General features: G+C 69.8%; 14 protein-coding genes, 1 tRNA gene and 3 pseudogenes. 11 read left to right on the forward strand and 7 right to left on the reverse strand.

Annotated features, from left to right (window positions below):
- Both AC2VOR_RS04530 and AC2VOR_RS04535 read left to right on the forward strand, forming a co-directional pair.
- Positions 1-2,014: ATP-binding cassette domain-containing protein (locus tag AC2VOR_RS04530; protein WP_486963274.1), on the forward strand; the 2,014-nt coding region annotated here is incomplete at its 5' end.
- Positions 2,015-2,078: 64 nt separating this feature from the next.
- Positions 2,079-4,031 carry an acyl-CoA dehydrogenase family protein gene (locus AC2VOR_RS04535; protein ID WP_486963275.1) on the forward strand — a complete coding sequence of 651 codons (1,953 nt, stop codon included), beginning with the start codon at positions 2,079-2,081 and terminating at the stop codon, positions 4,029-4,031.
- 1 nt (position 4,032) lies between these two features.
- Here AC2VOR_RS04535 and AC2VOR_RS04540 read toward each other — a convergent pair whose 3' ends face one another.
- Together AC2VOR_RS04540 and AC2VOR_RS04545 are read right to left on the reverse strand one after the other, a co-directional pair.
- A complete protein-coding gene (locus tag AC2VOR_RS04540; protein WP_369738050.1) occupies positions 4,033-5,487 on the reverse strand; it encodes an MFS transporter in 1,455 nt (484 codons plus the stop codon).
- A gap of 371 nt (positions 5,488-5,858) precedes the next feature.
- Positions 5,859-6,341 (reverse strand): LppP/LprE family lipoprotein, encoded by a 483-nt coding sequence (locus tag AC2VOR_RS04545; protein ID WP_369738049.1) that lies wholly within the window; start codon positions 6,339-6,341, stop codon positions 5,859-5,861.
- A 391-nt stretch (positions 6,342-6,732) separates the two neighbouring features.
- On the opposite strand from AC2VOR_RS04545, the pseudogene AC2VOR_RS04550 reads away from it, so the two are divergent.
- From AC2VOR_RS04550 to AC2VOR_RS04580, 7 genes and pseudogenes are all read left to right on the forward strand, one after another.
- A pseudogene (locus AC2VOR_RS04550) lies at positions 6,733-6,795 on the forward strand (hypothetical protein); the annotation flags it as partial.
- An 81-nt stretch (positions 6,796-6,876) separates the two neighbouring features.
- Positions 6,877-8,097, forward strand: a pseudogene (locus AC2VOR_RS04555) (molybdopterin-dependent oxidoreductase); the annotation flags it as partial.
- A gap of 453 nt (positions 8,098-8,550) precedes the next feature.
- Positions 8,551-10,836, forward strand: a pseudogene (locus AC2VOR_RS04560) (flavodoxin domain-containing protein); the annotation flags it as partial.
- Positions 10,837-10,955: 119 nt separating this feature from the next.
- Positions 10,956-11,267 carry a hypothetical protein gene (locus AC2VOR_RS04565; RefSeq protein WP_369738048.1) on the forward strand — a complete coding sequence of 104 codons (312 nt, stop codon included), beginning with the start codon at positions 10,956-10,958 and terminating at the stop codon, positions 11,265-11,267.
- Positions 11,268-11,668: 401 nt separating this feature from the next.
- Positions 11,669-12,601, forward strand: coding sequence for a cysteine synthase A (gene cysK, locus AC2VOR_RS04570; RefSeq protein ID WP_369738047.1), 933 nt, complete (start codon positions 11,669-11,671; stop codon positions 12,599-12,601).
- 2 nt (positions 12,602-12,603) lie between these two features.
- Positions 12,604-13,287: a serine O-acetyltransferase gene (cysE, locus tag AC2VOR_RS04575; RefSeq protein WP_486963276.1), complete on the forward strand. Its 684-nt coding sequence runs from the start codon at positions 12,604-12,606 to the stop codon at positions 13,285-13,287.
- A 47-nt stretch (positions 13,288-13,334) separates the two neighbouring features.
- Positions 13,335-14,981 (forward strand): NAD-dependent malic enzyme, encoded by a 1,647-nt coding sequence (locus AC2VOR_RS04580; RefSeq protein ID WP_369738045.1) that lies wholly within the window; start codon positions 13,335-13,337, stop codon positions 14,979-14,981.
- A 12-nt stretch (positions 14,982-14,993) separates the two neighbouring features.
- On the opposite strand, the gene AC2VOR_RS04585 is transcribed toward AC2VOR_RS04580, so the two are convergent.
- Positions 14,994-15,066: transfer RNA gene (locus AC2VOR_RS04585), tRNA-Asn, on the reverse strand.
- A gap of 127 nt (positions 15,067-15,193) precedes the next feature.
- Here AC2VOR_RS04585 and AC2VOR_RS04590 point away from each other — a divergent pair.
- The gene (locus tag AC2VOR_RS04590) at positions 15,194-15,460 is read left to right on the forward strand and encodes a hypothetical protein (RefSeq protein WP_369738044.1); all 267 of its coding nucleotides are present in this window, start codon (positions 15,194-15,196) and stop codon (positions 15,458-15,460) included.
- On the opposite strand, the gene dnaG is transcribed toward AC2VOR_RS04590, so the two are convergent.
- Genes dnaG through AC2VOR_RS04605 form a run of 3 tightly spaced genes read right to left on the reverse strand, consistent with a single transcriptional unit; the run spans position 15,435 to position 19,352 of the window.
- The gene (gene dnaG / locus AC2VOR_RS04595) at positions 15,435-17,387 is read right to left on the reverse strand and encodes a DNA primase (protein ID WP_369738043.1); all 1,953 of its coding nucleotides are present in this window, start codon (positions 17,385-17,387) and stop codon (positions 15,435-15,437) included. The genes AC2VOR_RS04590 and dnaG overlap by 26 nt on opposite strands.
- Before the next feature lie 42 nt (positions 17,388-17,429).
- The gene (gene sodC, locus AC2VOR_RS04600) at positions 17,430-18,047 is read right to left on the reverse strand and encodes a superoxide dismutase[Cu-Zn] (protein ID WP_486963277.1); all 618 of its coding nucleotides are present in this window, start codon (positions 18,045-18,047) and stop codon (positions 17,430-17,432) included.
- Between the two features lie 39 nt (positions 18,048-18,086).
- Positions 18,087-19,352, reverse strand: a complete 1,266-nt coding sequence (locus AC2VOR_RS04605) for a deoxyguanosinetriphosphate triphosphohydrolase (protein ID WP_369738041.1) — start codon at positions 19,350-19,352, stop codon at positions 18,087-18,089.
- 82 nt (positions 19,353-19,434) lie between these two features.
- Between AC2VOR_RS04605 and AC2VOR_RS04610 the strand changes: the two genes are divergently transcribed.
- Positions 19,435-21,435, forward strand: a complete 2,001-nt coding sequence (locus AC2VOR_RS04610; RefSeq protein WP_369738039.1) for a TPM domain-containing protein — start codon at positions 19,435-19,437, stop codon at positions 21,433-21,435.
- 128 nt (positions 21,436-21,563) lie between these two features.
- Here AC2VOR_RS04610 and AC2VOR_RS04615 read toward each other — a convergent pair.
- Positions 21,564-21,827: WXG100 family type VII secretion target (locus tag AC2VOR_RS04615; RefSeq protein WP_486963278.1), on the reverse strand; the 264-nt coding region annotated here is incomplete at its 5' end.

Genomic DNA, 21,827 nt, shown 5'->3' on the forward strand with positions numbered 1-21,827 from the left:
GGTCCCGCGCGAGCAGCCCGGGCCGGTCCCCCAGGCGCCGACGCAACGCCCCACCCAGCGGATGCCGGTGGCTCAGCAGCCGCCGGCCCGGCCGCCCCAACCCGGCGCCCGGCCGGCGCCGCCCGAACCGCGGCCGGTCCCCCCGCCCGAACCGCCCCGGGACGAACATCCGAAAAACCGAGGCCTGATCAAACGGATGACCGACGCGACCCGCAGGCTGCGCGCCCAGCAGCCCTCGTTCCGCTCCGAGGAAGCCGACCGGACCTACCGGCTGCCGCTGCGGCCGGGGGCGCGCACCACCGGGGTGGCCGCATACCGGGTGGGGCTCGCCGTCGACGGGCGCGAGGTCATCAGCGACGTCTCGTTCACCGCGCGTCCGGGCACGCTCACCGCGGTCATCGGCCCCTCCGCGCCGCGCAACAGCGCGCTGCTCGACATGCTCGCGGGCACGCAACGACTCGACTCCGGCGTGGTCACCGTCGACGGACACGACGTGCACGCCGAGCCGGCGGCGATGCGTACCCGCATCGGGATCGTGCCGCGCGACGACCGGCTCCACCGCAAACTCACCGTCGCACAGTCGCTCCGGTACGCCGCCGAACTGCGGCTTCCGCCCGAGACCACCCCCTCCCAGCGCGACCGGGTGGTGGAACAGGTGCTGGAAGAACTCGAGCTGACACCGCGCGGCGCGACGCCGGTGGCCAAACTCCCGCCCGAGCTGCGCCGGTGCGTGTCGCTGGCGATCGAACTCCTCAGCCGCCCAACCTTGCTCGTGGTCGACGGCGTGGGCGCCGGCCTCGACGCGGCACAGGAAAACCAGGTGATGGCGGTGTTGCGGCGGCAGGCCGACCTCGGCTGTGCCGTCGTGGTCGCGATGGCATCGCAGACCTCCCTGACCCAAGTGTCGATGTGCGACCAGGCCGTCGTACTCACCGGCGCCGGCACGCCGGCCTACGTCGGCACACCGCTGCAGGCCGAACCCGCGCTGGGCACCGCCGATTTCTCCAGGATTCTCGCGCAGGTCAGCGCCGACCCCGACGGCGCACACCGCGCGTTCCGGGAGCGGCAGCAGGCGTCGGCCCCGCCGGCGCGGCCGGAAATCGCCGCGCCCTGGCCGGCCCCCGCGGATCTGACCCTGTCCCGGCAAACCGGTCTGGTGATCCGCCGCCAGGTTCGCCAGCTTCTCGCCGGCCGCACCCAGGTCGTCGTCCTGGCGCTGCTGCCGATGGTGTTCGGGGCGTTGATGCTGCTCATTCCCGGCGACTCCGGGCTGGGCTGGGCCGACCCGTCCGGCCCCAACCGGCACGAGGCCGTCGAGATCCTGGCCGCCCTGAACTTCGCCGCCGTGGTGATCGGCACCGTGCTGACCCTGGGCAACCTGGTCACCGAGCGCCTCGTCTACCGACGGGAGCGCTCCGTCGGGCTCTCCCCGGCGGCCTACCTGGCCGGCAAGGTCGTCGTGTTCGCCGTCGCCGCGGCCGGCTTGACGGCCGTGCTGACCGTCATCGTGCTGACCGGCAAGGGCGGGCCCGTGCGTGGCGCCGTCCTGCTCGGGAGCGCCGACCTCGAGCTCTACGTGAGCGTGGCCGTCACGGCTGTCGTGTCGGCCATCGTCGGCCTGGCGCTGTCCGCACGGGCCGGGTCCCCGCGTGAGGTCCTGGCGCTGGCGGTGCCGGTGGTCCTGGCGTCGCTGCTGTTCGCCGGGGGGCTGGTTCCGCTGGTGGGCACGTGGGGTTACGACCAGATCTCCTGGTTCGTGCCCGCCCAGTGGGGCTTCGCGGCGTCGGCGTCGACCGTCGACCTGCGCCGGGTCGACGCGCTCGCCGCCAACATCCAGATGTGGACCCACTACGTGGGCTGGTGGGCGTTCGACATGAACATGCTGGTGCTATTCGGCGCGCTGTGGGCGGGGCTGGGCTGGTTCTGGCTGCTGCCGCGCAAGCGCGGAACCCGCACCGGGGCAACACGGCCCGAGCAGGCCGGCCGGACAGTTGGAGAAGCCGGGCGCGTGTAACGGTTTCGCGCGTCGTTGTCGCGTGGTTGTTTCCGCCGCGCGAGCGGCGGGCTACGGTCGAATCATGGCGCCAGTAACGACGAGCACTGTCGAGCATCTGCGCAACACGCTGGACGGGCGGTGGCGCGAGGTGAAAAACCGGATGCGGGACACCATGACCGAGGACATGTTCCGCCCGCACTACACCCCCGACACCGTGATCGCGCGCACCAAGGTGGGCGAGCAGATGAGGATCATGGCCGCGTTCGGTGCCGCCGGCGACAACTTCCGCAAGGAACACGGCGGCACCGGTGACGTCGGGGCGGCGATCACCATGATCGAAATGCTCGCCGTGTCGGACCTGTCGCTGATGGTCAAGGCCGGGGTGCAGTGGGGCCTGTTCGGCGGTGCCGTGGAGAACCTGGGCACCGAACGCCACCACGAGGCCCTCGTCAAGAAGGTCATCAGCCTCGAGTTGTGCGGCTGTTTCGCGATGACCGAGACGGGCCACGGCAGCGACGTGCAGGCGCTGGAGACCACCGCGACCTACGACGCCGAGACCGAGGAGTTCGTCATCGACTCCCCCACCCCGTCGGCACGCAAGGACTACATCGGCGGGGCCGCCGAAACAGCCACCGTGGCAGCGGTTTTCGCACAATTGATCACCACCGAGAACGGCGAGCCGGTCAACCACGGCGTGCACTGTCTACTGGTGCCGATCCGCGACGCCGACGGCAACGACCTGCCCGGGGTGACGACCTCGGACTGCGAGTACAAGGGTGGGCTGCCCGGCGTCGACAACGGCCGCATCATGTTCGACCACGTGCGGGTCCCGCGGGTCAACCTGCTCAACAAGTACGGCGACGTCGCTCCCGACGGCACGTACACCTCCCCGATCGAAAACCCTAACCGGCGGTTCTTCACGATGCTGGGCACCCTGGTGCGCGGCCGGATCACCGTGGGTGGCAGCGCGGGCGCCGCGGCGCGCGTCGCACTGGACATCGCGACTCGATATGCGTTGCAGCGCAGGCAGTTCAGCGCACCCGACGAGGGCTCCGAGGTGTTGATCATGGACTACCTGGTCCACCAGCGCCGGCTCTTCCCGTTGATCGCGAAGTCCTATGCGCTGCAGTTCGCCCAGAACGAGCTCGTCGCCAAATGCCACGACGTCCAGACCGCCGACGCGCCCGACGCCGAGGAGCAGCGCGAGCTGGAATCGCGCGCCGCCGGGCTGAAGGCCGCGAACACCTGGCACGCCAGCCGCTCCATCCAGGAGGCGAGGGAGGCCTGCGGCGGCGCGGGCTACATGGCCGAGAACCGGCTGATCGGACTGCGCGGCGACACCGACGTGTTCACCACGTTCGAGGGCGACAACCATGTGCTGACCCAGCTGGTCGCCAAGGAGCTGCTCACCGCCTACGCCGACGACATCCACAGCATGAGCCCGGTCGAGTGGGTGCGCTTCGCCGCGGGCACCGTCGGCGACCGCGTCATCAAACGCACCGCTGCGGAGACGATCATCCAGACGATCGTGGATGCCCGGCAGGACAGCGAGGAGCAGGGCAGCCTGTTCAACCGCGGCACGCAGGTCAAGATGTTCGAGGACCGCGAGGAGTATCTGCTGTCATCGGTGGCGCGCCGGCTGCAAGCAAAATCCAAGGAGATGTCGGCGTTCGACGCGTTCAACGCCGTGCAGGATCACGTCCTGCACGCGGCCGGCGCGCACATCGACCGGGTTATCCTCGAGGCCTTCGTCGCCGGTATCGACTCGTGCGAAGACCAGCAGGCCCGCGAGTTGCTGGAGCTGGTCTGCGACCTCTACGCGCTGTCGGTGATCGAGGAGGACAAGGCCTGGTACGTCGAGCACCGCTACCTGTCCACGGATCGGGCCAAGGCGGTCACCCGCGGCATCAACGACCGGTGCCGGGCGCTGCGCCCGCACGCACGAACGCTGGTCGACGGCTTCGGCATCCCCGAGGAGTTGCGGTACGTCGAGATGCTGCACCCGGAGAATCTCGCGGACGAACTCACGTCGTAACTCAGGTGGTGACCGGCTCCCCGGCGACGACCTTCAGGCTCGCCTCCAGGCTGCGCTGGCCGACGTTGACGTCCCGGTGGCCCGGCGCCCGCACCAGCGTGCGGCGCGGCCGCACGTACCGCGTCCAGGTCAGGGCCGCCGCCACGAGGTAGCAGGCCAGGAAGCTGCAGAACGCCGGCGTCTCGGTGCCGCTGCTGACGTAGGACTGCCGCAGCGCCAGGTCGATCCCGACGCCGCCCAGGCCGCCGAACGCGCCAGCGAACCCGATCAACGACCCCGACATGGTCCGCGCCCACCGGCGTCGTTCCGCCTCGCTCAGGTTCAGCGCGCGGCTGCGCTGTTCGAAGATCGACGGGATCAGCTTGAACACCCCCCCCTTGCCCATGCCGCAGAAGATGAACAGCGCGATGAAGCCGGTGACGTAGCCGATCATGGTGACGCCGGTCGTCGGGTCGCCGGGGCCGCGGGTGAGGTCGTCGTAGGTGCTCACCGCGACCAGCAACCCGGCGCCCAGGATCATGCCGGCCACGACGACCAGGGTGACCCGGCCGCCGCCGAAGCGGTCACCCAGCCTGCCGCCGAGTATCCGCGCCGCCGACCCCAGCAGCGGCCCGATGAAGGCGATCTCGGCCGCGTGCAGCGCCGCCTGCGCATGGGTCTGCCCACCGGCCAGCAGATTGAGCTGTATGACCTGTCCGAACGCGAACGCGAAGCCGATGAACGAGCCTGAGGCGCACATATAGAGGAAGGCGATTCCCCAGGCGTCGGGCACCTTGAGGACGGCCCGGATGTGGCTCACCTCGATGGCGTGGTCCAGGTTGTCCATGAACAACGACGCGCCCAGCCCGGCGACCGCCAGCAGCACCAGGTAGATCGCGCATACCCAGTACGGCGAGCCGTTGCCGGCAGTGGCCAGCACCACCAGGCCGACCGCCTGGATGCCGGCCACCCCGAGATTGCCGAGTCCGCCGGTCAGGCCCAGCGCCAGGCCCTTGCGCCGCTGCGGGTAGAAGGCCTCGACGTTGGCCAGCGAGGCCGAGTAGTTGCCCCCGCCCAGCCCGGTCAGGGCCGCACACAGCAGATACGGCCACAGCGGGAGCCCGGGATTGGCCAGCAGCACGACGGCCCCCACGGTGGGGATCAGGAGCACCGACGACGACACGATCGCCCAGTTGCGGCCACCGAACCGGGCGGTGGCCATCACGTAGGGGATGCGCACGCACGCGCCCACGAACGTCGCGGTGGCGCCCAGCAGCAGCTTGTCGCCCGCCGTGAAGCCGTAGACGGACTGCGGCATGAACAGGACCATCACCGACCACAGGGTCCAGATCGCGAACCCGACATGCATGTTCACGATCGACCAGATCAGGTTCCTCCGGGCGATGACCTTGTTGCCGGTCTCCCAAGCGATGACGTCTTCGGGGTCCCAGTGCGAGATGAGGCGCGCGCGTCCCATGAAATCATTGCCTTTCACGCCGAGTGTTCGAGGAGTCTTCAAGAAGTCGTAGTCGAACCGCCCGCAGCGACAGTGGGTCAGGCGATACTACGTCGGCCGAATCACGTTCCGGACTCGGTGAACAGCGGAAGGAGCCGCTGTGCTTGCCCCCTCTACGTCTTCCGTGGTCTTCACGTTTTCGTAGTCTTCGTCGGCGTACGCCTTCGTACGCCGACTCGACGAGCCGATCGCATTGCTGCGCCGCCGGCCTCGTAGCCGCCGACACTGATCCTCAGGATGCCAGGCCTTCCCCGTCCGTGGTGTCACTCGCCGCTAGGAGTGTGCTGAGCGAAACCTGTGAAGATACGGCGTTCGGCGCGCACCCGAGCGCGTTAGGGGTGCGGGATCTTGCCGAGCGCTTGGAGTTTGCCGTCCGGGCCGATCCGGAACTGCACAGTGCCGTTGCCGGAGGGACAGCAGGGCTCGTCGTTGCCGACCCGCCATTGATACCGAACCGTGACGGTGTCATCCGACGGCGGCAGCACGGTGATGTAGGGCTTCGGGTCGGGGGTGGCTGCGCCCAGCGGGGTGTTGTGGTCGAAGAAGAGCAACTGCTGGGGAGTCGACTCGGTGGCAATGGTCGGGATGAGCTGCACCCAGTACAGCCGGCAGTTCCAGGTGTGTCCACGCGCGATTTCGACCCAGGTGGTGCCCGGGACGGCGATCGGCACCGAGGCGGTGGCCCGCCGGACCGTGTCGTCCGAGGGGCCGTCGGAATCTTTGCACGTGACAGGCGCTCTCGGTGGCGCGCCCGCCGGCTTCGAGCCGCACGCCGAAGCCGCCAGGATCAGCAGGATCGCGACCAGCTGACGCATCGGACTAGCTTAGCGAAGGCTGTGAATGTCCCACAGATTTGGCCGAAAGGCCGACTTTGCCGGGGTCGCCGCCGGCGCCGCCGGTAGTGTCGTGCCAGGTTCGCCGGTCGACGTTGACCCACGGTGAGCTGCGCTGATCACGGATTTCCGCACGGATCACCAACTTTCCCAAGCCGTTGCGATGAAGCCGTAAAGCGGTGGAAACATCGGATGACCGATGCCGAAACATCCTTGTCGCACGATCGACTTCTGTCTGCGCAGTAAGGGAGGAACTCACCCGTGGCGAGGGAGCTCGATGGAGCCCGTTAAGGACCCCGTGGATCCCGACGCGGCTTCGACGAACACAGCTCTGGTGAACACCATGTGCGGCTACTGCGGGGTCGGTTGCGGCATGGTGTTAGAGGTCACAACGGGCGCGCGATACGACCGGCGTCACGTCGTGAAGTCGATTGGCAACAAACAACATCCGGCCAACTTCGGCCGGTTGTGCACCAAGGGCACGACCACCGCGGACCTGCTCGCCGCGCCGGGTCGGATGGGAACGGCGCACGTGCGCACCGATCGCGGCGCGCCCGTCGAACCGATCGACATCGACGACGCGATCGCCCGCTGCGCGAAGCGGTTACGCGAGATCGTCGACCTACACGGCCCGGAGGCCTTCGCCCTCTATGTGTCGGGACAGATGTCCCTCGAGGCGCAGTACCTGGCCAACAAACTGACCAAGGGCTTCATCGGCACCAACCAGATCGAGTCGAACTCGCGCCTGTGCATGGCCAGCGCGAGTTCCGGCTACAAGCTGTCCCTCGGTGCGGACGGCCCGCCGGGCTCGTACGACGATTTCGACCGGGCCGATGTCTTCTTCGTCATCGGCGCCAACATGGCCGACTGCCACCCGATCCTGTTCCTGCGCATGATGGATCGCATCAAGGCCGGCGCCAAACTGATCGTCGTCGACCCGCGCCGCACCGCGACCGCGGACAAGGCCGACCTGTACCTGCAGATCAACCCCGGCACCGACCTCGCGCTGCTCAACGGCCTGCTGCAGCTTATCGTCGAGAACGGCCACACCGACGCCGAATTCATCGCCGAATTCACCGAGGGCTGGGACGCGATGCCCGGCTTCCTGCAGCGGTACACACCCGACACCGTGAGCGAGATCACCGGTCTGGCCGTCGAGGACATCCGTACCGCCGCCCGCTGGATCGGCGAATCGGCGAACTGGATGAGCTGCTGGACAATGGGTCTCAACCAGAGCACCCACGGCACCTGGAACACCAACGCCGTCTGCAACCTGCACCTGGCGACCGGCGCGATCTGTCGCCCGGGCAGCGGCCCCTTCTCGCTGACTGGCCAGCCAAACGCGATGGGCGGCCGCGAAATGGGTTACCTGGGGCCGGGTCTGCCGGGCCAGCGCTCGGTGGCCTCGGCAGCGGACCGCGCCTTCGTCGAGGACCGATGGGGCATACCCCGCGGGACGCTGCGCGCCGAGACCGGCGCCGGAACCGTCGACCTGTTCTCGCGCATGGCCGAAGGCCGGATCAAGGCGTGCTGGATCATCTGCACCAACCCGACCGCGTCGGTGGCCAACCGGAAGACCGTGCTGGAGGGCCTGGAACAGGCGGAGCTGGTCATCGGCCAGGACGCCTTCCTGGACACCGAGACCAACGAGTACGCCGACGTGTTGCTGCCGGCCGCCCTGTGGACGGAATCCGAAGGGGTGATGGTCAACTCCGAGCGCAACCTGACGCTGTTCCAGCCGGCCGTCGAGGCGCCGGGCCAGGCGCTGCCGGACTGGCAGATCATCGCCCGGATCGCTTGTGCGATGGGGTATTCGGACGCCTTCGGTTACCAATCCGCCGGGGAGGTGTTCGAAGAGATCAAGCAATTCTGGAATCCCGCAACGGGATACGACCTGCGTGGGGCCGACTACGAGAGGCTGCGGCAGGGACCGCTGCAGTGGCCGTGCCCGCCCGGGTCCGCCGGTGGCCGCAGCCCGATCCGCTACGTCAACGACGGCATCAGCCAGACTCGGCTGATCCGCGAGGACGGAAGCGTGCCCCGGCTCGCCTTCCCCACCCCGAGCGGCCGCGCGGTGTTCTTCGCCCGCCCCCACCTGCCGCCTGAGGAAATGCCCGACGACGACTTCCCGTTCGTCCTCAACACCGGGCGGCTGCCGCACCAGTGGCACACCATGACCAAAACCGGCAAGGTCGCCAAACTCAACCGGCTCAACCCCGGGCCGTTCGTCGAGATCCATCCCGACGACGCCGCCCGGCTCGGCATCGCCGCGGACGACCCGATTGAAATCGCCTCGCGCCGTGGGCGTGCCGTGCTGCCGGCCGTCATCACCGAGCGCGTGCGCCCGGGCAACTGCTTTGCGCCCATCCACTGGAACGACGCGTTCGGCGAGTACCTGTCGATCAACGCCGTCACCAATGACGCCGTCGACCCCGTCTCGCACCAACCCGAGTTCAAGGCCTGCGCGGTGTCGTTGACCAGGGTTGCCGCCGGCGCCCACACCGACCCGGCCGCCGGCGCGCCGCCCGCCCGGACGCGGGAACGCGGTGAGGCGCGACTCGAGCTGTTGGCCGAACTGCTCGGCGTGACAACCCAACCCGTGCCGGAGTTCGACGAGTCCGCCCGCTCCTATCTGGCGGGGATGCTGGTCGGGCTGCGTTCGGAGGCCGCCCAGCGCGCACCTGGGGTGCCCACCGTGCCCGTCAGCGCGCCGTTGGACCCGACCACCCGGCTCTGGGTGGACGGTTTGCTCGCGGGCCTGTTCTCGCGCACCGAGGAACCCGGGCCACGCGCCCAACCGGCCGTCGGGAAACCGGTCACCGGGCCGTCCGGCGACGCCCCGGTCGTGGTGCTGTGGGCCTCCCAGACCGGCAACGCGGAAGAACTCGCCGCCGACGTCGCCGCGCGGCTGCGCACCGCGGGGCTGCCGGTCGCGTTGCACGGCATGGACGACTTCCCGGTGGCTCAGCTGCCGGGTACCCGGGAACTGCTGCTGATCACGAGCACCACCGGCGACGGCGATCCCCCAGACAACGGCGCCGGATTCTGGCGGGCGCTGGCGGCCGACGGTGCACCGACGCTCACCGGGACACGCTTCGCCGTGCTGGCGCTGGGTGACTCCAACTACGACGACTTCTGCGCCCACGGACGCAACCTCGACGAGCGGCTCGCCGAGTTGGGGGCGACCCGGTTGACCGACCGGGTCGACTGCGAGCCCGACTACGACGACGCGGCGGCCGGCTGGCTCAGCGGAGTCGTGGCCGCCCTGGGCGGTGCGGCGGCACGTCCTGGCCGGGGCGGCCCGGGCGGAGCAGCGTCCACGCTGGCGACCCGCCCGGTCGCGCGGCCCGCCGCGCCCGCCTACAGCAAGAAGCATCCACTGATCACGGGCGTGGCCCGCAACATCACCCTGAGCCGGCCGCGATCGGCAAAAGACGTGCGGCAGCTGGTGTTTCATTTGCCCGAGATGTCGCTCAGCTATGAGGCCGGCGACGCGCTCGGGGTGTGGCCGCGCAACAGCGCCCGGCTGGTCGACGAATGGCTCTCACTCACCGGGCTGGACGACCAGGCTCCCGTCGAGATCGCCGGACATGGCGTGATGTCCCTGCGGTCGGCGCTCACCGAGCGATTGGAGATCGCCCACATCAGCCCCGACCTGCTGCGCTTCGTGCAGCAACGCACCCGCGACAGCGGGCTCGTCGAGTTGTTGAAGCCGGAAAACAAACGCGCGCTGAGCGATTGGGCGTGGGGACGGCAGTCGGTCGACCTGCTCGCCCAGTTTCCCGTCACCGCCTCGGTCGAGGAATGGCTGGCCGTGCTCAAACCCCTTCAGCCGCGGCTGTATTCGATCTCGTCGAGCCCCAAGGAAAGCCCGCGAGAGGTCCACCTGACGGTCTCGCCCGTGCGGTACAACTTCCAGGGGGTCCCGCGCCACGGCGTGTGCTCGACCTACCTGGCCGACCGCGCGCCGGGCGACCAGATCGCACTTTATGTGCGGCCGTCCAGCAATTTCCGGCCTCCGACCGATCCGCACACACCGATGATCATGATCGGCCCCGGCACCGGGATCGCCCCCTTCCGCGGCTTTCTGCAGGAGCGCCGGGCACTCGGCCACACCGGACCCAACTGGCTGTTCTTCGGTGAACGCCACGCCGCCACCGACTTCTACTACCGCGACGAGATCGAGGCGATGCGCGCCGACGGCTTCCTCACCGAGCTGGATCTGGCGTTCTCCCGTGACCAGCGCGAGAAGGTCTACGTGCAGCATTTGATGCGGCGCCGCGGCGCCCAGCTGTGGCGCTGGCTGCAGGACGGCGCACAGCTGTATGTCTGCGGAAACGCCGACCCGATGGCCAAGGACGTCGACCGCGCGCTGTGCGACATCGCGGCCGAGCACGGAAAGCTCGACCACGACGCGGCCCAGGCATACGTGCGCTCGCTCAGCGCCGGCAAGCGCTACCACCGCGACGTCTACTGACACCTCGCACGCCACCGCGAGACGCGTAATGCGACGGAAACGTCGCGGGCCCTCCGCCGAAACATCTCCGTCGCACCATGCTGTTGTCGGACTGCGCGGGTCGAAGGAGTGGCAGAACCGTGGCTCGGGACTGTGCCGGGTCCGAACGGACCCCCGGATACGTCTGCCCGCTGCAGTGCCGGCTGCGGCCCGGCGACGCACCAGACACCGCCCGCGACCGGGTCGACTGGGCGGGACTGCCCGTCAACCTGGACTTCGTGTTCTCTCAGAACCAGCGCGACAAGGTCTACCTGCAGCACCAGCTGCGCCGGCGGGACCCCCGGCTCGCACGCCGCTTCGGTGACAGCCCCCGGCTGTGCGCCCGCGGCAACGACTGCCCCCTCGGCCGAGACGACGCGCTCGCGCGAACCCCGCCTGCCGCCGCCCGCTGAACACCACGGGCCGCCCCGCGCGGAATTGACCGGCGCTCTATCCGGTTAAGACCTGTAGACGGTGGTACAGCTTCGGGACGAGGCAGAGGCACGGATGAGCCAGACCGGCGAACAGCACAGATGTCCTATAGTAGGGCTATGCAACAGGCCATACAGCCGCGCCTTGCCCTTACGCGCCGCCCCGCCGTGGACTGTTGTTGTCGTTGTTGTTGATTTCCTGACGCCTTTCGACGCTCAACTGTTGTTTGCGTCCGGCGCCGGATACGGGCGGTACCGCGGGTACGCCGGGGCGGCACCAGGACGCGCGTCACTCTCCAGGAAGACCAACCACCGATGACCGCATTTCACCGATCTCACCGAGGGCTTGGCCGACGTGTCCCGCACACCTTCGAGGAAAGCACATGAAGATCGCCGAGGACATCACGCAACTGGTGGGCCACACACCGCTGGTCCGGCTGCGCCGGGTCAGCGAGGGCGCGGTCGCCGACGTCGTGGCCAAGCTGGAGTTCTTCAACCCAGCGAACAGCGTCAAGGACCGCATCGGCGTGGCGATGATCGACGCGGCCGAGCGGGCGGGGCTGATCAAACCCGACACGATCATCCTCGAACCGACGAGCGGCAACACCGGCATCGCGCTGGCGATGGTGTGTGCCGCGCGGGGCTACCGCTGCGTGCTGACGATGCCCGAGACTATGAGCGTCGAGCGGCGCATGCTGTTGCGCGCTTACGGCGCCGAACTCGTGCTGACGCCCGGCGCCGACGGCATGGCCGGCGCGATCGCCAAGGCCGAGGAACTCGCCAAGACCGATCAGCGGTATTTCGTGCCGCAGCAGTTCGAGAACCCCGCCAACCCGGCCGTCCACCGCGCCACCACCGGCGAGGAGGTGTGGCGTGACACCGAGGGCAAGGTCGACATCTTCGTGGCCGGGGTGGGCACCGGCGGCACCATCACCGGCGTGGCCCAGGTCGTCAAGGAGCGCAAGCCGTCGGCGCAGATCATCGCGGTGGAACCGGCGGCGTCACCGGTGCTCTCCGGCGGCCAGAAGGGGCCGCACCCGATCCAGGGCATCGGCGCCGGCTTCGTCCCGCCGGTGCTGGACATGGACCTGATCGACGAAGTCGTCACCGTCGGCGACGAGGACTCGCTCACCATGGCGCGGCGCCTGGCCCGCGAAGAGGGGCTGCTCGCCGGCATCTCCTCGGGCGCGGCCGTGGTGGCCGCCGTGCAGGTGGCCCGCCGGCCTGAGAACGCCGGCAAGCTCGTCGTCGTAGTGCTCCCGAGCTTTGGCGAACGGTATCTGAGCACACCGTTGTTCGCCGACGTGGCGGACTAACCATGCTCGCTGCCATACGGACAGACATCCGGGCCGCCCGCGAGCGGGATCCGGCGGCCCCGACCGCGCTCGAGGTGATCTTCGCCTACCCGGGCGTGCACGCCATCTGGGGCCACCGGATCAGCCACTGGCTGTGGCGGCGCGGCGCGCGGGTGACCGCGCGGGTGTTGGCCGAGCTGACCCGCATCCTGACCGGCGTCGACATCCACCCCGGTGCCCACCTGGGCTCCGGGCTGTTCATCGACCACGCGACCGGCGTGGTGATCGGGGAGACGGCCGAGGTGGGCGACGACGTCACTATGTACCACGGCGTCACCCTCGGCGGCAGCGGCGCCGACACCGGCAAACGCCACCCCACCATCGGCGACCGCGTGACCATCGGCGCCGGGGCCAAGATCCTCGGCGCGATCAAGATCGGCGACGACAGCCGCATCGGCGCCAACGCCGTGGTGGTCAAGGCCGTTCCGTCCAGTTCGGTGGTAGTCGGGGTGCCTGGGCAGGTGATCAGTCGCCAGGGCCGGGGCAGCCCGCACGACTCGATGATGCCCGATCTCGTCGGCGTCAGCCTGCAATCCCTGCTCACCCGGGTCGCCAAGCTGGAGGCCTTGAGCGACGGGCAGCAGAGCGGGCGCGTCATCCGCCCGCCCGAGGCCGGGGTCTGGCACGGCGAGGACTTCTCCATCTAGATCGGCCACCGGGCGGGCCCACCCCGACCGGCGTTACCGTGGCTGTCATGAGCGATCCCTGCACGCCGCACGTCCCGGAAGCGCTGTCCGCGCCGAGCCTGAACCGCGGGGTCGGCTTCACCCACGAACAGCGGCGGCGGCTGGGGCTGACCGGCCGGCTGCCGTCGGCGGTGCTCACGCTCGACGAGCAGGCCGACCGCGTGTGGCAGCAAGTGCAAAGCCTGGCAACGGATTTGGGCCGCAATCTGCTGCTCGAACAGCTGCACTACCGCCACGAAGTGCTGTACTTCAAGGTGCTCGAAGATCACTTGCCCGAGTTGATGCCGGTGGTCTACACCCCCACCGTCGGCGAGGCCATCCAGCGTTTCTCCGACGAATACCGCGGACAGCGGGGACTTTTCCTGAGCATCGACGAGCCGGACGAGATCGAGGAGGCGTTCGCGACCTTCGGCCTTGGTCCCGACGACGTCGACCTGATCGTGTGCACCGACGCCGAAGCGATCCTGGGCATCGGCGACTGGGGGGTGGGCGGCATCCAGATCGCCGTAGGCAAGCTGGCGCTGTACACCGCCGGCGCCGGCATCGATCCGCGCCGCTGCCTGGCGGTGTCGCTGGACGTCGGCACCGACAACGAACAGTTGCTGGCCGACCCGTTCTATCTGGGCAACCGGCATCCGCGCCGCCGCGGAGCCGAGTACGACGGCTTCGTCAAGCGCTACATCGAGACCGCGCACCGGCTGTTCCCGAACGCCATCCTGCATTTCGAGGACTTCGGGCCGTTGAATGCGCGCAGCATCCTGCAGACCTACGGTGACAAGTACTGCGTGTTCAACGACGACGTCCAGGGCACCGGCGCGGTCGTCGTGGCGGCCGTGTACGGGGGGTGCCGCGTCGCCGGGGCCCGGATGCGCGAGCAGAAGACCATCGTCTTCGGGGCCGGGACGGCCGGGATCGGGGTCGCCGACCAGATCCGCGACGCGCTCGTCGCCAACGGCGCCACGCTCGAGGAGGCCGCCTCGCAGATCTGGGCGATCGACAAGCAGGGCCTGCTGTTCGACGACATGGACGACCTGCGGGAATTCCAGCGGCCCTACGCCAAGAACCGCCGCGAGCTGGGCGTGGCCCCCGGTGAGCGGGTGGGCCTGGTCGATGCGATCAGGCTCGCGTCCCCCACCCTGCTGCTCGGCTGCTCGGCGGTGTCGGGGGCGTTCACCCGCGAGGTCGTCGAGGCGATGACGGCGTCATGTGAGCACCCGATGATCTTCCCGCTGTCCAACCCCACCTCACGCATGGAGGCCATGCCGGGCGACGTGCTCGAGTGGTCGAAGGGCCGCGCGCTGCTGACCACCGGCACCCCGGTGTCGCCCGTCGAATACGACGGCACGACCTACACCATCGGGCAGGCCAACAACGTGCTGGTGTTCCCGGGGATCGGGCTGGGCATCATCGTCGCCGGGGCGAGGCTGGTCACGCCGAAAATGCTGCAGGCCGCGGCGGAAGCCGTTGTGCACCAGGCAAGCCCGGCAACCCCGGGTGATCCGCTGCTACCCGACGTCAAGAACCTGCGGGCCGTCTCCACGGCGGTCGCCGAGGCCGTCTACCGCGCGGCCGTCGACGACGGGGTAGCCCGCAAGACACATGAGGACATCCGGCAGGCGATCCTCGACACGATCTGGACACCGGCCTACGACTAGCAGGAGCGTTTGCTCCCCCGGGTGGACTCGAACCACCAACCCTTCGGTTAACAGCCGAATGCTCTGCCAATTGAGCTACAGGGGATTGACCGCGGGACGACTCTAGCGTACTGGCCCGCCGTCACCCAACTAGAGGGAGGCGGATCGGCCGCGCGGGCACCCCGCCGGGTGAGGCAGGATGGAGGCGTCCGTACGTCGTCGGGAGGAACGCTTTGATCCGGTATGCCGTGGTACTCGGCCTGGGTTACGTGCTGGGCACGAAGGCCGGGCGCCGTCGCTACGAACAGATCACCGGCACGTATCGCGCGCTGACCGGCAGTCCCGTGGTCAGATCGATGATCGAGGGCGGACGGCGCAAGGTGGCCAACCGCATCTCACCCGACACCGGGTTCGTGACGCTGGCCGCGATCGACGCCGAGACCGCCGTCATCGAGCGGCCCGATGACGGAGCCCTCACTCCGTCGGATCGTCGCCGCTAGCCTGTTCCAGCAAGCTGCGCCGGTAGGCCTCCAGCGCGACGAGGTCGCCGAACAGGGCGTGGTACTCGTCGCTCTGTTCGATGGGTGACATGCGCTGCAGCCGGGATTTCACGTCGGCGATCTGCCTGCCCATCCAGACCGCCTGCAGGCGGGCCAGCACCCCGGCGATGTAGCGCGGCAGCTTCTCCTCGTCGACCTGGACGGCCTCCACACCCAGCTCGCTGATCAGGCCCGCGGTCAGGGCCGACGTGGTCTTCTGACGCACCATGTCGATCCATTCCGCCCCGGTGACGCCGGTCGAGGTGCCGCCGGCCGCCTCGATGGCCGCGCGGACCGCCGCGTAGCCGGGGTGGGTGAAGCTCTCGACGGTCAGGGTGTCGAACACCGGGCCGGCCAGCGCCGGGTACTGCAGCGCGGACTTGAGCGCCTCGCGCTGGGGCCACAGGCCGGGATCGCGCGGGTCGGGGCGGGCGGCTCCCGCTTCTCTGGGCTCGGCCGCGGCCGCGGTTGCGGCGGCGGGACCCTGCCGGGCACCGCGGGCCGGGGCCTTGGGCTGCTTGGCCTGACGCCGGACCCGGTCGATCACCTGCGCGACGTCGTCCCAGCCGACCCAGCCGGCGAGCTGGCGGGCGTACTCGTCGCGCAGCGTGGGGTCCTTGATCTGGGCCACCATCGGCACGCAGCGGCGCAGCGCGGCGACCCTGCCCTCGGCGTTGTCGAGGTCCGTCTCGGCGAGCGCGGTGCGGATCGCGAACTCGAACAGCGGGGTGCGCCGTGCCACCAGGTCGCGCAGGGCGCCGTCCCCGGACTGCAGCCGCAGGTCGCAGGGATCCATGCCGTTGGGGGCCACCGCGACGAACGACTGGCCCGCCAGGTTCTGTTCGCCGTCGAAGGCCTTGATCGCGGCGGCCCGGCCGGCCGCGTCGCCGTCGAAGACGTAGATCAGCTCGCCGCGGAAGAAGCTGTCGTCCATCATCAGCCGGCGCAGCATCCCCAGGTGCTCGTCGCCGAACGCGGTGCCGCACGACGCCACGGCGGTGGTCACCCCCGACAGGTGCATCGCCATGACATCGGTGTAGCCCTCGACAACGACGGCCTGGTGCCCCTTGGCGATGTCGCGCTTGGCCAGGTCGATGCCGAACAACGCCGACGACTTTTTGTACAGCAGCGTCTCGGGAGTGTTGATGTACTTGGCCTCCATCGGGTCGTCGTCGAAGATCCGGCGGGCGCCGAAACCGATCACCTCGCCGGCCGAGGTGCGGATGGGCCACAGCAGCCGGCGGTGGAAACGGTCCATCGGGCCGCGCCGGCCCTCCCGCGACAGACCCGCGGCCTCCAGCTCTTTGAAGTCGAAACCCTTGCGCTGCAAGTGCTTTGTCAGCGAATCCCAGCCGGAGGGGGCGAACCCGCAGCCGAACCGGCGGGCCGCCTCGGCGTCGAAGTTGCGCTCGGTCAGGTAGCGGCGCGCCGGCGCCGCCTCGTCGGACTCCAGCGCCGCCGCATAGAACTCCGCGGCGGCCGCGTTGGCGCCGACGAGCCTGCTGCGGGTGCCGCGGTCGCGCTGCACGCTGGTGGCCGGGCCCGTGTAGGCGATCGTGAAGCCGACGCGGTCGGCGAGCAGTTCGACGGCCTCCACGAAGCTGACGTGCTCGATCTTCTGGACGAACGCATACACGTCGCCGCCTTCGCCGCAGCCGAAGCAGTGGAAGTGGCCGTGATTGGGCCGAACGTGAAACGACGGAGACTTCTCGTCGTGGAAGGGGCACAGTCCTTTCAGCGAGTCCGCGCCCGCGTTGCGCAGCTGGACGTAGTCGCCGACGACCTCCTCGATGCGGACCCGCTCGCGGATGGCGGCGATATCGCGGTCGGGAATGCGGCCCCGCCCCCTGGGCCGGCCCGCATTCGTCGAACCCGCCGGACTGGACATTCGGCTAGTTTAAGGCCCGGTCCGCGGCGCCGAGGCGGACAACTAGCCCGAGCCGATCACACCGCATGCGACCCGCTGCATCGCCTGGTCGCCGTCGTCGGCACCGTGCAGCATCAACGCGGTCCTGTCGCCCGCCAGCAGGTCCTCGCGGGTGAACGCGTCGGTCGTGGTCACCAGGTAGGCCGAGCCGTCCCGGCGCACCTCGAGCGACGTCAGGTCGCCGCTGGCGGGTTTGCCGGTGTGCCCGGGCGCCTGGAAGTGCCCGCCGGCGGACAGGAAGTTGCCGGGCGGGCCACCGCCGGGGGCCACCGAGTCGGGTTCGCACTTGCCGATCTGGTGCACGTGCATGCCGTGGAAACCGGGCGCGAGGATGCCCGGCGAAGTCGTCCTGACCGTGACGGTGACATACCCCCCGGCGCCCCCGGTGAAATCGAACGTCGCCGTGGCCACCGACCGGCGGTCGGGTGTCTTCAGTTGCGCCGTCAGCGATCCGGCGCTGGCTGCCGGGCTGGTCGCCACCGGCGGCGACGCCAACGGGGCGCTCTTGACGGGAGGGACGGTGCCCGGCTGCGAACTCGGATTCTGACCCGGGCTGCAGGCGCTGAGGACCACAACGGGAATCGACAGTAGGAGCGAGGCGATGCCGCCGGGTTTCATCATGATGGGCAGCCTAGCCCGCGGCGACGCCGCCGCCGGCCGCTAAGAACGGACCTGACCGGTGTCGATGCGCTCCAGTCGTCCCTCGGTGTAGGACGCGATCTGGTCGATGACGACGCGGAAACGGGCGCGGTCGTCGGCGGCGGCGGTGAACGCGGCGGCGAACATCGGATCGAGGGTGCGCGGCGCCGCGGAATGCAACCAGTGCGCCACCCGCTGGATGCGTTCGCGCTGCCGCGCCTGGGCGTCCAGGTGCCGCGGGTCGGACATGATGAACTGCAGTGCCAGGATCTTCAGCAGGGCGACCTCGGCGCGCACCACGTCGGGCACCTGCAGGTCGGCCTGGTAGCGCACCAGCGGCCCCGGTCCCGCGGCCGCCCTCGTGGTCGCGATCGCGGCCGAGGCGAACCGGCCCACCAGCTCGCTGGTCAACCGCTTGAGGGCGACCGCGGCCGAAAGCGTGGCGTCGTATTTGCCGACCGCGGCGACGACCGGAAGCCCCGACAGCCTGTGGGCGGCAGCCAAGAAATCGTCGGCGCTCACCCGCGAGAATTCGCTCTCGCCCAGTTTCGCCAGCGCGGCGGCGTCCTCGTCGTCGGCGAGCACACGCAGGTCGATGCGCTGGGACACGACGCCGTCCTCGACGTCGTGCACAGAATAGGCGACGTCGTCGGCCCAGTCCATGACCTGGGCTTCCAGGCACACCCGGTCCGCGGGTGAGCGGGCGCGCACCCAGTCCGCCAACTCGCGGTCCTCGTCGTAGAAGCCGTACTTGCGCCGCCCCGTGGCCCGCGCCCATGGATATTTCGTCACCGCATCCAACGCCGCCCGGGTCAGATTCAGCCCCGCGCTATCACCTTGGGCATCAAGCACTTTGGGCTCCAGCCTGGTAAGTATCCGGAAATTCTGGGCGTTGCCCTCGAAACCGCCGTAGGCGGCGGCCAGCCCGTCGAGCGCGCGTTCGCCGTTGTGGCCGTAGGGCGGATGGCCGATGTCGTGGGCGAGGCCGGCCAATTCGACCAGCTCGAGGTCGCAGCCCAGTCCGACGGCCATCCCCCGCCCGATCTGGGCCACTTCCAGGGAGTGCGTCAGCCGGGTGCGCGGAGTGTCGCCCTCGCGAGGCCCGACGACCTGCGTCTTGTCGGCCAGCCGGCGCAGCGCGGCGCTGTGCAGCACGCGCGCCCGGTCCCGGGCGAAGTCGGTACGGTGCTGGCCTTCCGTCCCGGGCAGACCCGCCGTCTTCGGCGCTTCGGGTACCCGCCGCTGACGGTCGAAGTCGTCGTAGGGGTCGTGCTGATTCGTGATCACCGAGGCACAGTCTGCCAGGCAACCCCCGGGCGGGCCCGCCTTTGCCCGGGCACTCGTGCTCGAGCCCGGGCTACATTGACGTATGCGCTCCGTTCGCGCGCTCGGCGCGATCCTGACGATCCTCGCCGCCGGGTTACTGCTGGCCCCCCCGGCCACCGCGCAACCACCGCAACGTCTGGCGGGCTACGTCACCGACGAAGCGGGAGCGCTGTCGGCGTCGGGTCGCGCCGCGGTGACCTCGGCCATCGACAAGCTCTACTCCGCTCGCCGGGTCCGGCTGTGGGTGGTCTACGTCGACGATTTCTCCGGGCAGGACGCGTCGGACTGGGGGCGGCGCACCTACCGCCTCAGCGACCTGGGCGACCACGACGCCCTGCTGGCCGTGGCGACCAGCAGCCGGGCCTATGCCTTCCTGGTGCCCTCCGCCATCAAGAGCGTCGACGCGAAGCAGGTCGACGCCCTGCGGCGCGACAAGATCGAACCCGCGCTGCACGGCAACGACTGGAGCGGCGCCGCCGTCGCGGCGGCCGACGGGCTCGACGCGAACTCGACGTCGTCGGGGCCGGTGATCCTGCTGGTGGGGCTGGCCGTCATCGCCGGCGCCGTGGCGATCCTGCTGATCGTCATGCGGGTCCGCCGCCGGCGCCGCCGCGCCGCGGAGTTGGCCGCGGCCCGGCGGGTGGACCCGACCGACGTAGGCGCGCTGGCCGCGGTCCCGCTCGAGGCCCTCGACGACCTGTCCCGCTCGATGGTGGTCGACGTCGACAACGCGCTGCGCACCAGCTCCAACGAACTGGCCCTGGCGATCGAGGAATTCGGCGCCGAACGGACCGAACCCTTCACCCGGGCGGTGGACAACGCCAAAGCGGCGCTGTCTCAGGCGTTCACTGTGCGCCAACAGCTCGACGACGCCACGCCGGAGACACCGGAGCAGCGCCGCGAGCTGCTCACCCGGGTCATCGTGGCGGCGGCGCGCGCCGACCGCGAACTCGGATCGCAAAGCGAAGAATTCGAGAAGCTGCGCGACCTGGTGATCAACGCGCCCTCGCGGCTGGACGGGCTGACACAGCGCTACGTCGAACTCACCGCCCGCGTCGCTCCGGCCGAACAGCGGCTGGCCGAGCTGCACAACGAATTCGACCCCGCGGCACTGACTTCGGTGTCGGGCAATGTCGGGGCGGCCAAGGAGCGGCTGGCGTTCGCCGACCACAACATCGGCGCGGCCCGCGAATCGGCCGCCCGGGCGGTCAGCGGGCAGCAGACCGCTCTGGTGGACGCGGTCCGTGCCGCCGAGTCGGCGCTCGGGCAGGCCCGCGCCCTGCTCGACGCGGTGGACAGCGCCGCCAACGACATCCGACACGCGATCGACGAGCTGCCGTCTTCCATCGCCGACATCCAGGCGAGCATCCAGCGCGCCGGCGAGCAACTACAGAAAGCCCAGAGCGCTAGATCGCCTCACACCGGTGCCCTGGTGGCCGCACGTGACGCGGCGACCGAGGCCCTCGACAACGCCCGCGGCGCCGGCTCGGCGGACCCGCTGGGCGCCTTCGCCCGGCTGTCCAAGGCCGACGCCGACCTCAACGCACTCCTGGACACCGTGGCCGAAGAGCGGGCCAACGCCCAACGGCTCGCCCGCTCGCTCGAGCAGGCGATGTTCACCGCGGAGGCGAGGGTGCGCGCGGTGTCGGACTACGTGGACACCCGTCGGGGCAGCATCGGGCCCGAAGCCCGCACCCGGCTGGCCGAAGCCAAACGGCACCTGCAGGCAGCGCGCGACAAGGGCACGGCCAACCCGTCCGCGGCGATCGCGGACGCCAACGCCGCGTCGACGCTGGCCGCCAACGCGCAGGCCCTGGCCAACGCCGACGTGCAATCGGCTCAGCATGCCTACACCGGTCGCGGCGGCAGCGACATGGGCGCCATGCTGGGCGGGATCATCATCGGGGACCTGCTCAGCGGAGGCATGCGTGGCGGCTTCGGCGGCTGGAGCCCCACGTCGTTCGGCGGCGCGCCCGCCTCGTCCTGGGGCTCCGGGGGCGACTCGTCCGACGGCGACTTCATGGGCGGTGGCGGCCGATTCTAGGCCGTCGTGGCCCGGCCTCGACCCGAAAACGCGAGCGGGAAACACACCGCCCCCGCGCTCTGGGAGCGCGGGGGCGGCGGTGAAGCAGTGGTCGGGGCGGGCGCGCCCGCCCCGAACCGTTGGCTAACTCAGGCCCAGCTGGAGCCGACGGCGCTGTCGGTGCTGGCCATGTTGGACCCGGCGCTCTGCACCTTCTGCCCGTGGGCGTTGGCCTGCTCGTAGATCACCTGGAAGTTACGACCCAACTGCGTGATGAACTCCTGGCAGGCCACCGAACCCGAACCGCCCCAGAAGTCACCGGCAGCCAGCACATCGCGAACAATCGCCTGGTGCTCGGCCTCCAACGACGCGGCCTGCGCCCGGATCAGCGCACCGTGGGCATCAACATCGCC

This window comes from Mycobacterium sp. TH-M103, from assembly GCF_057473785.1.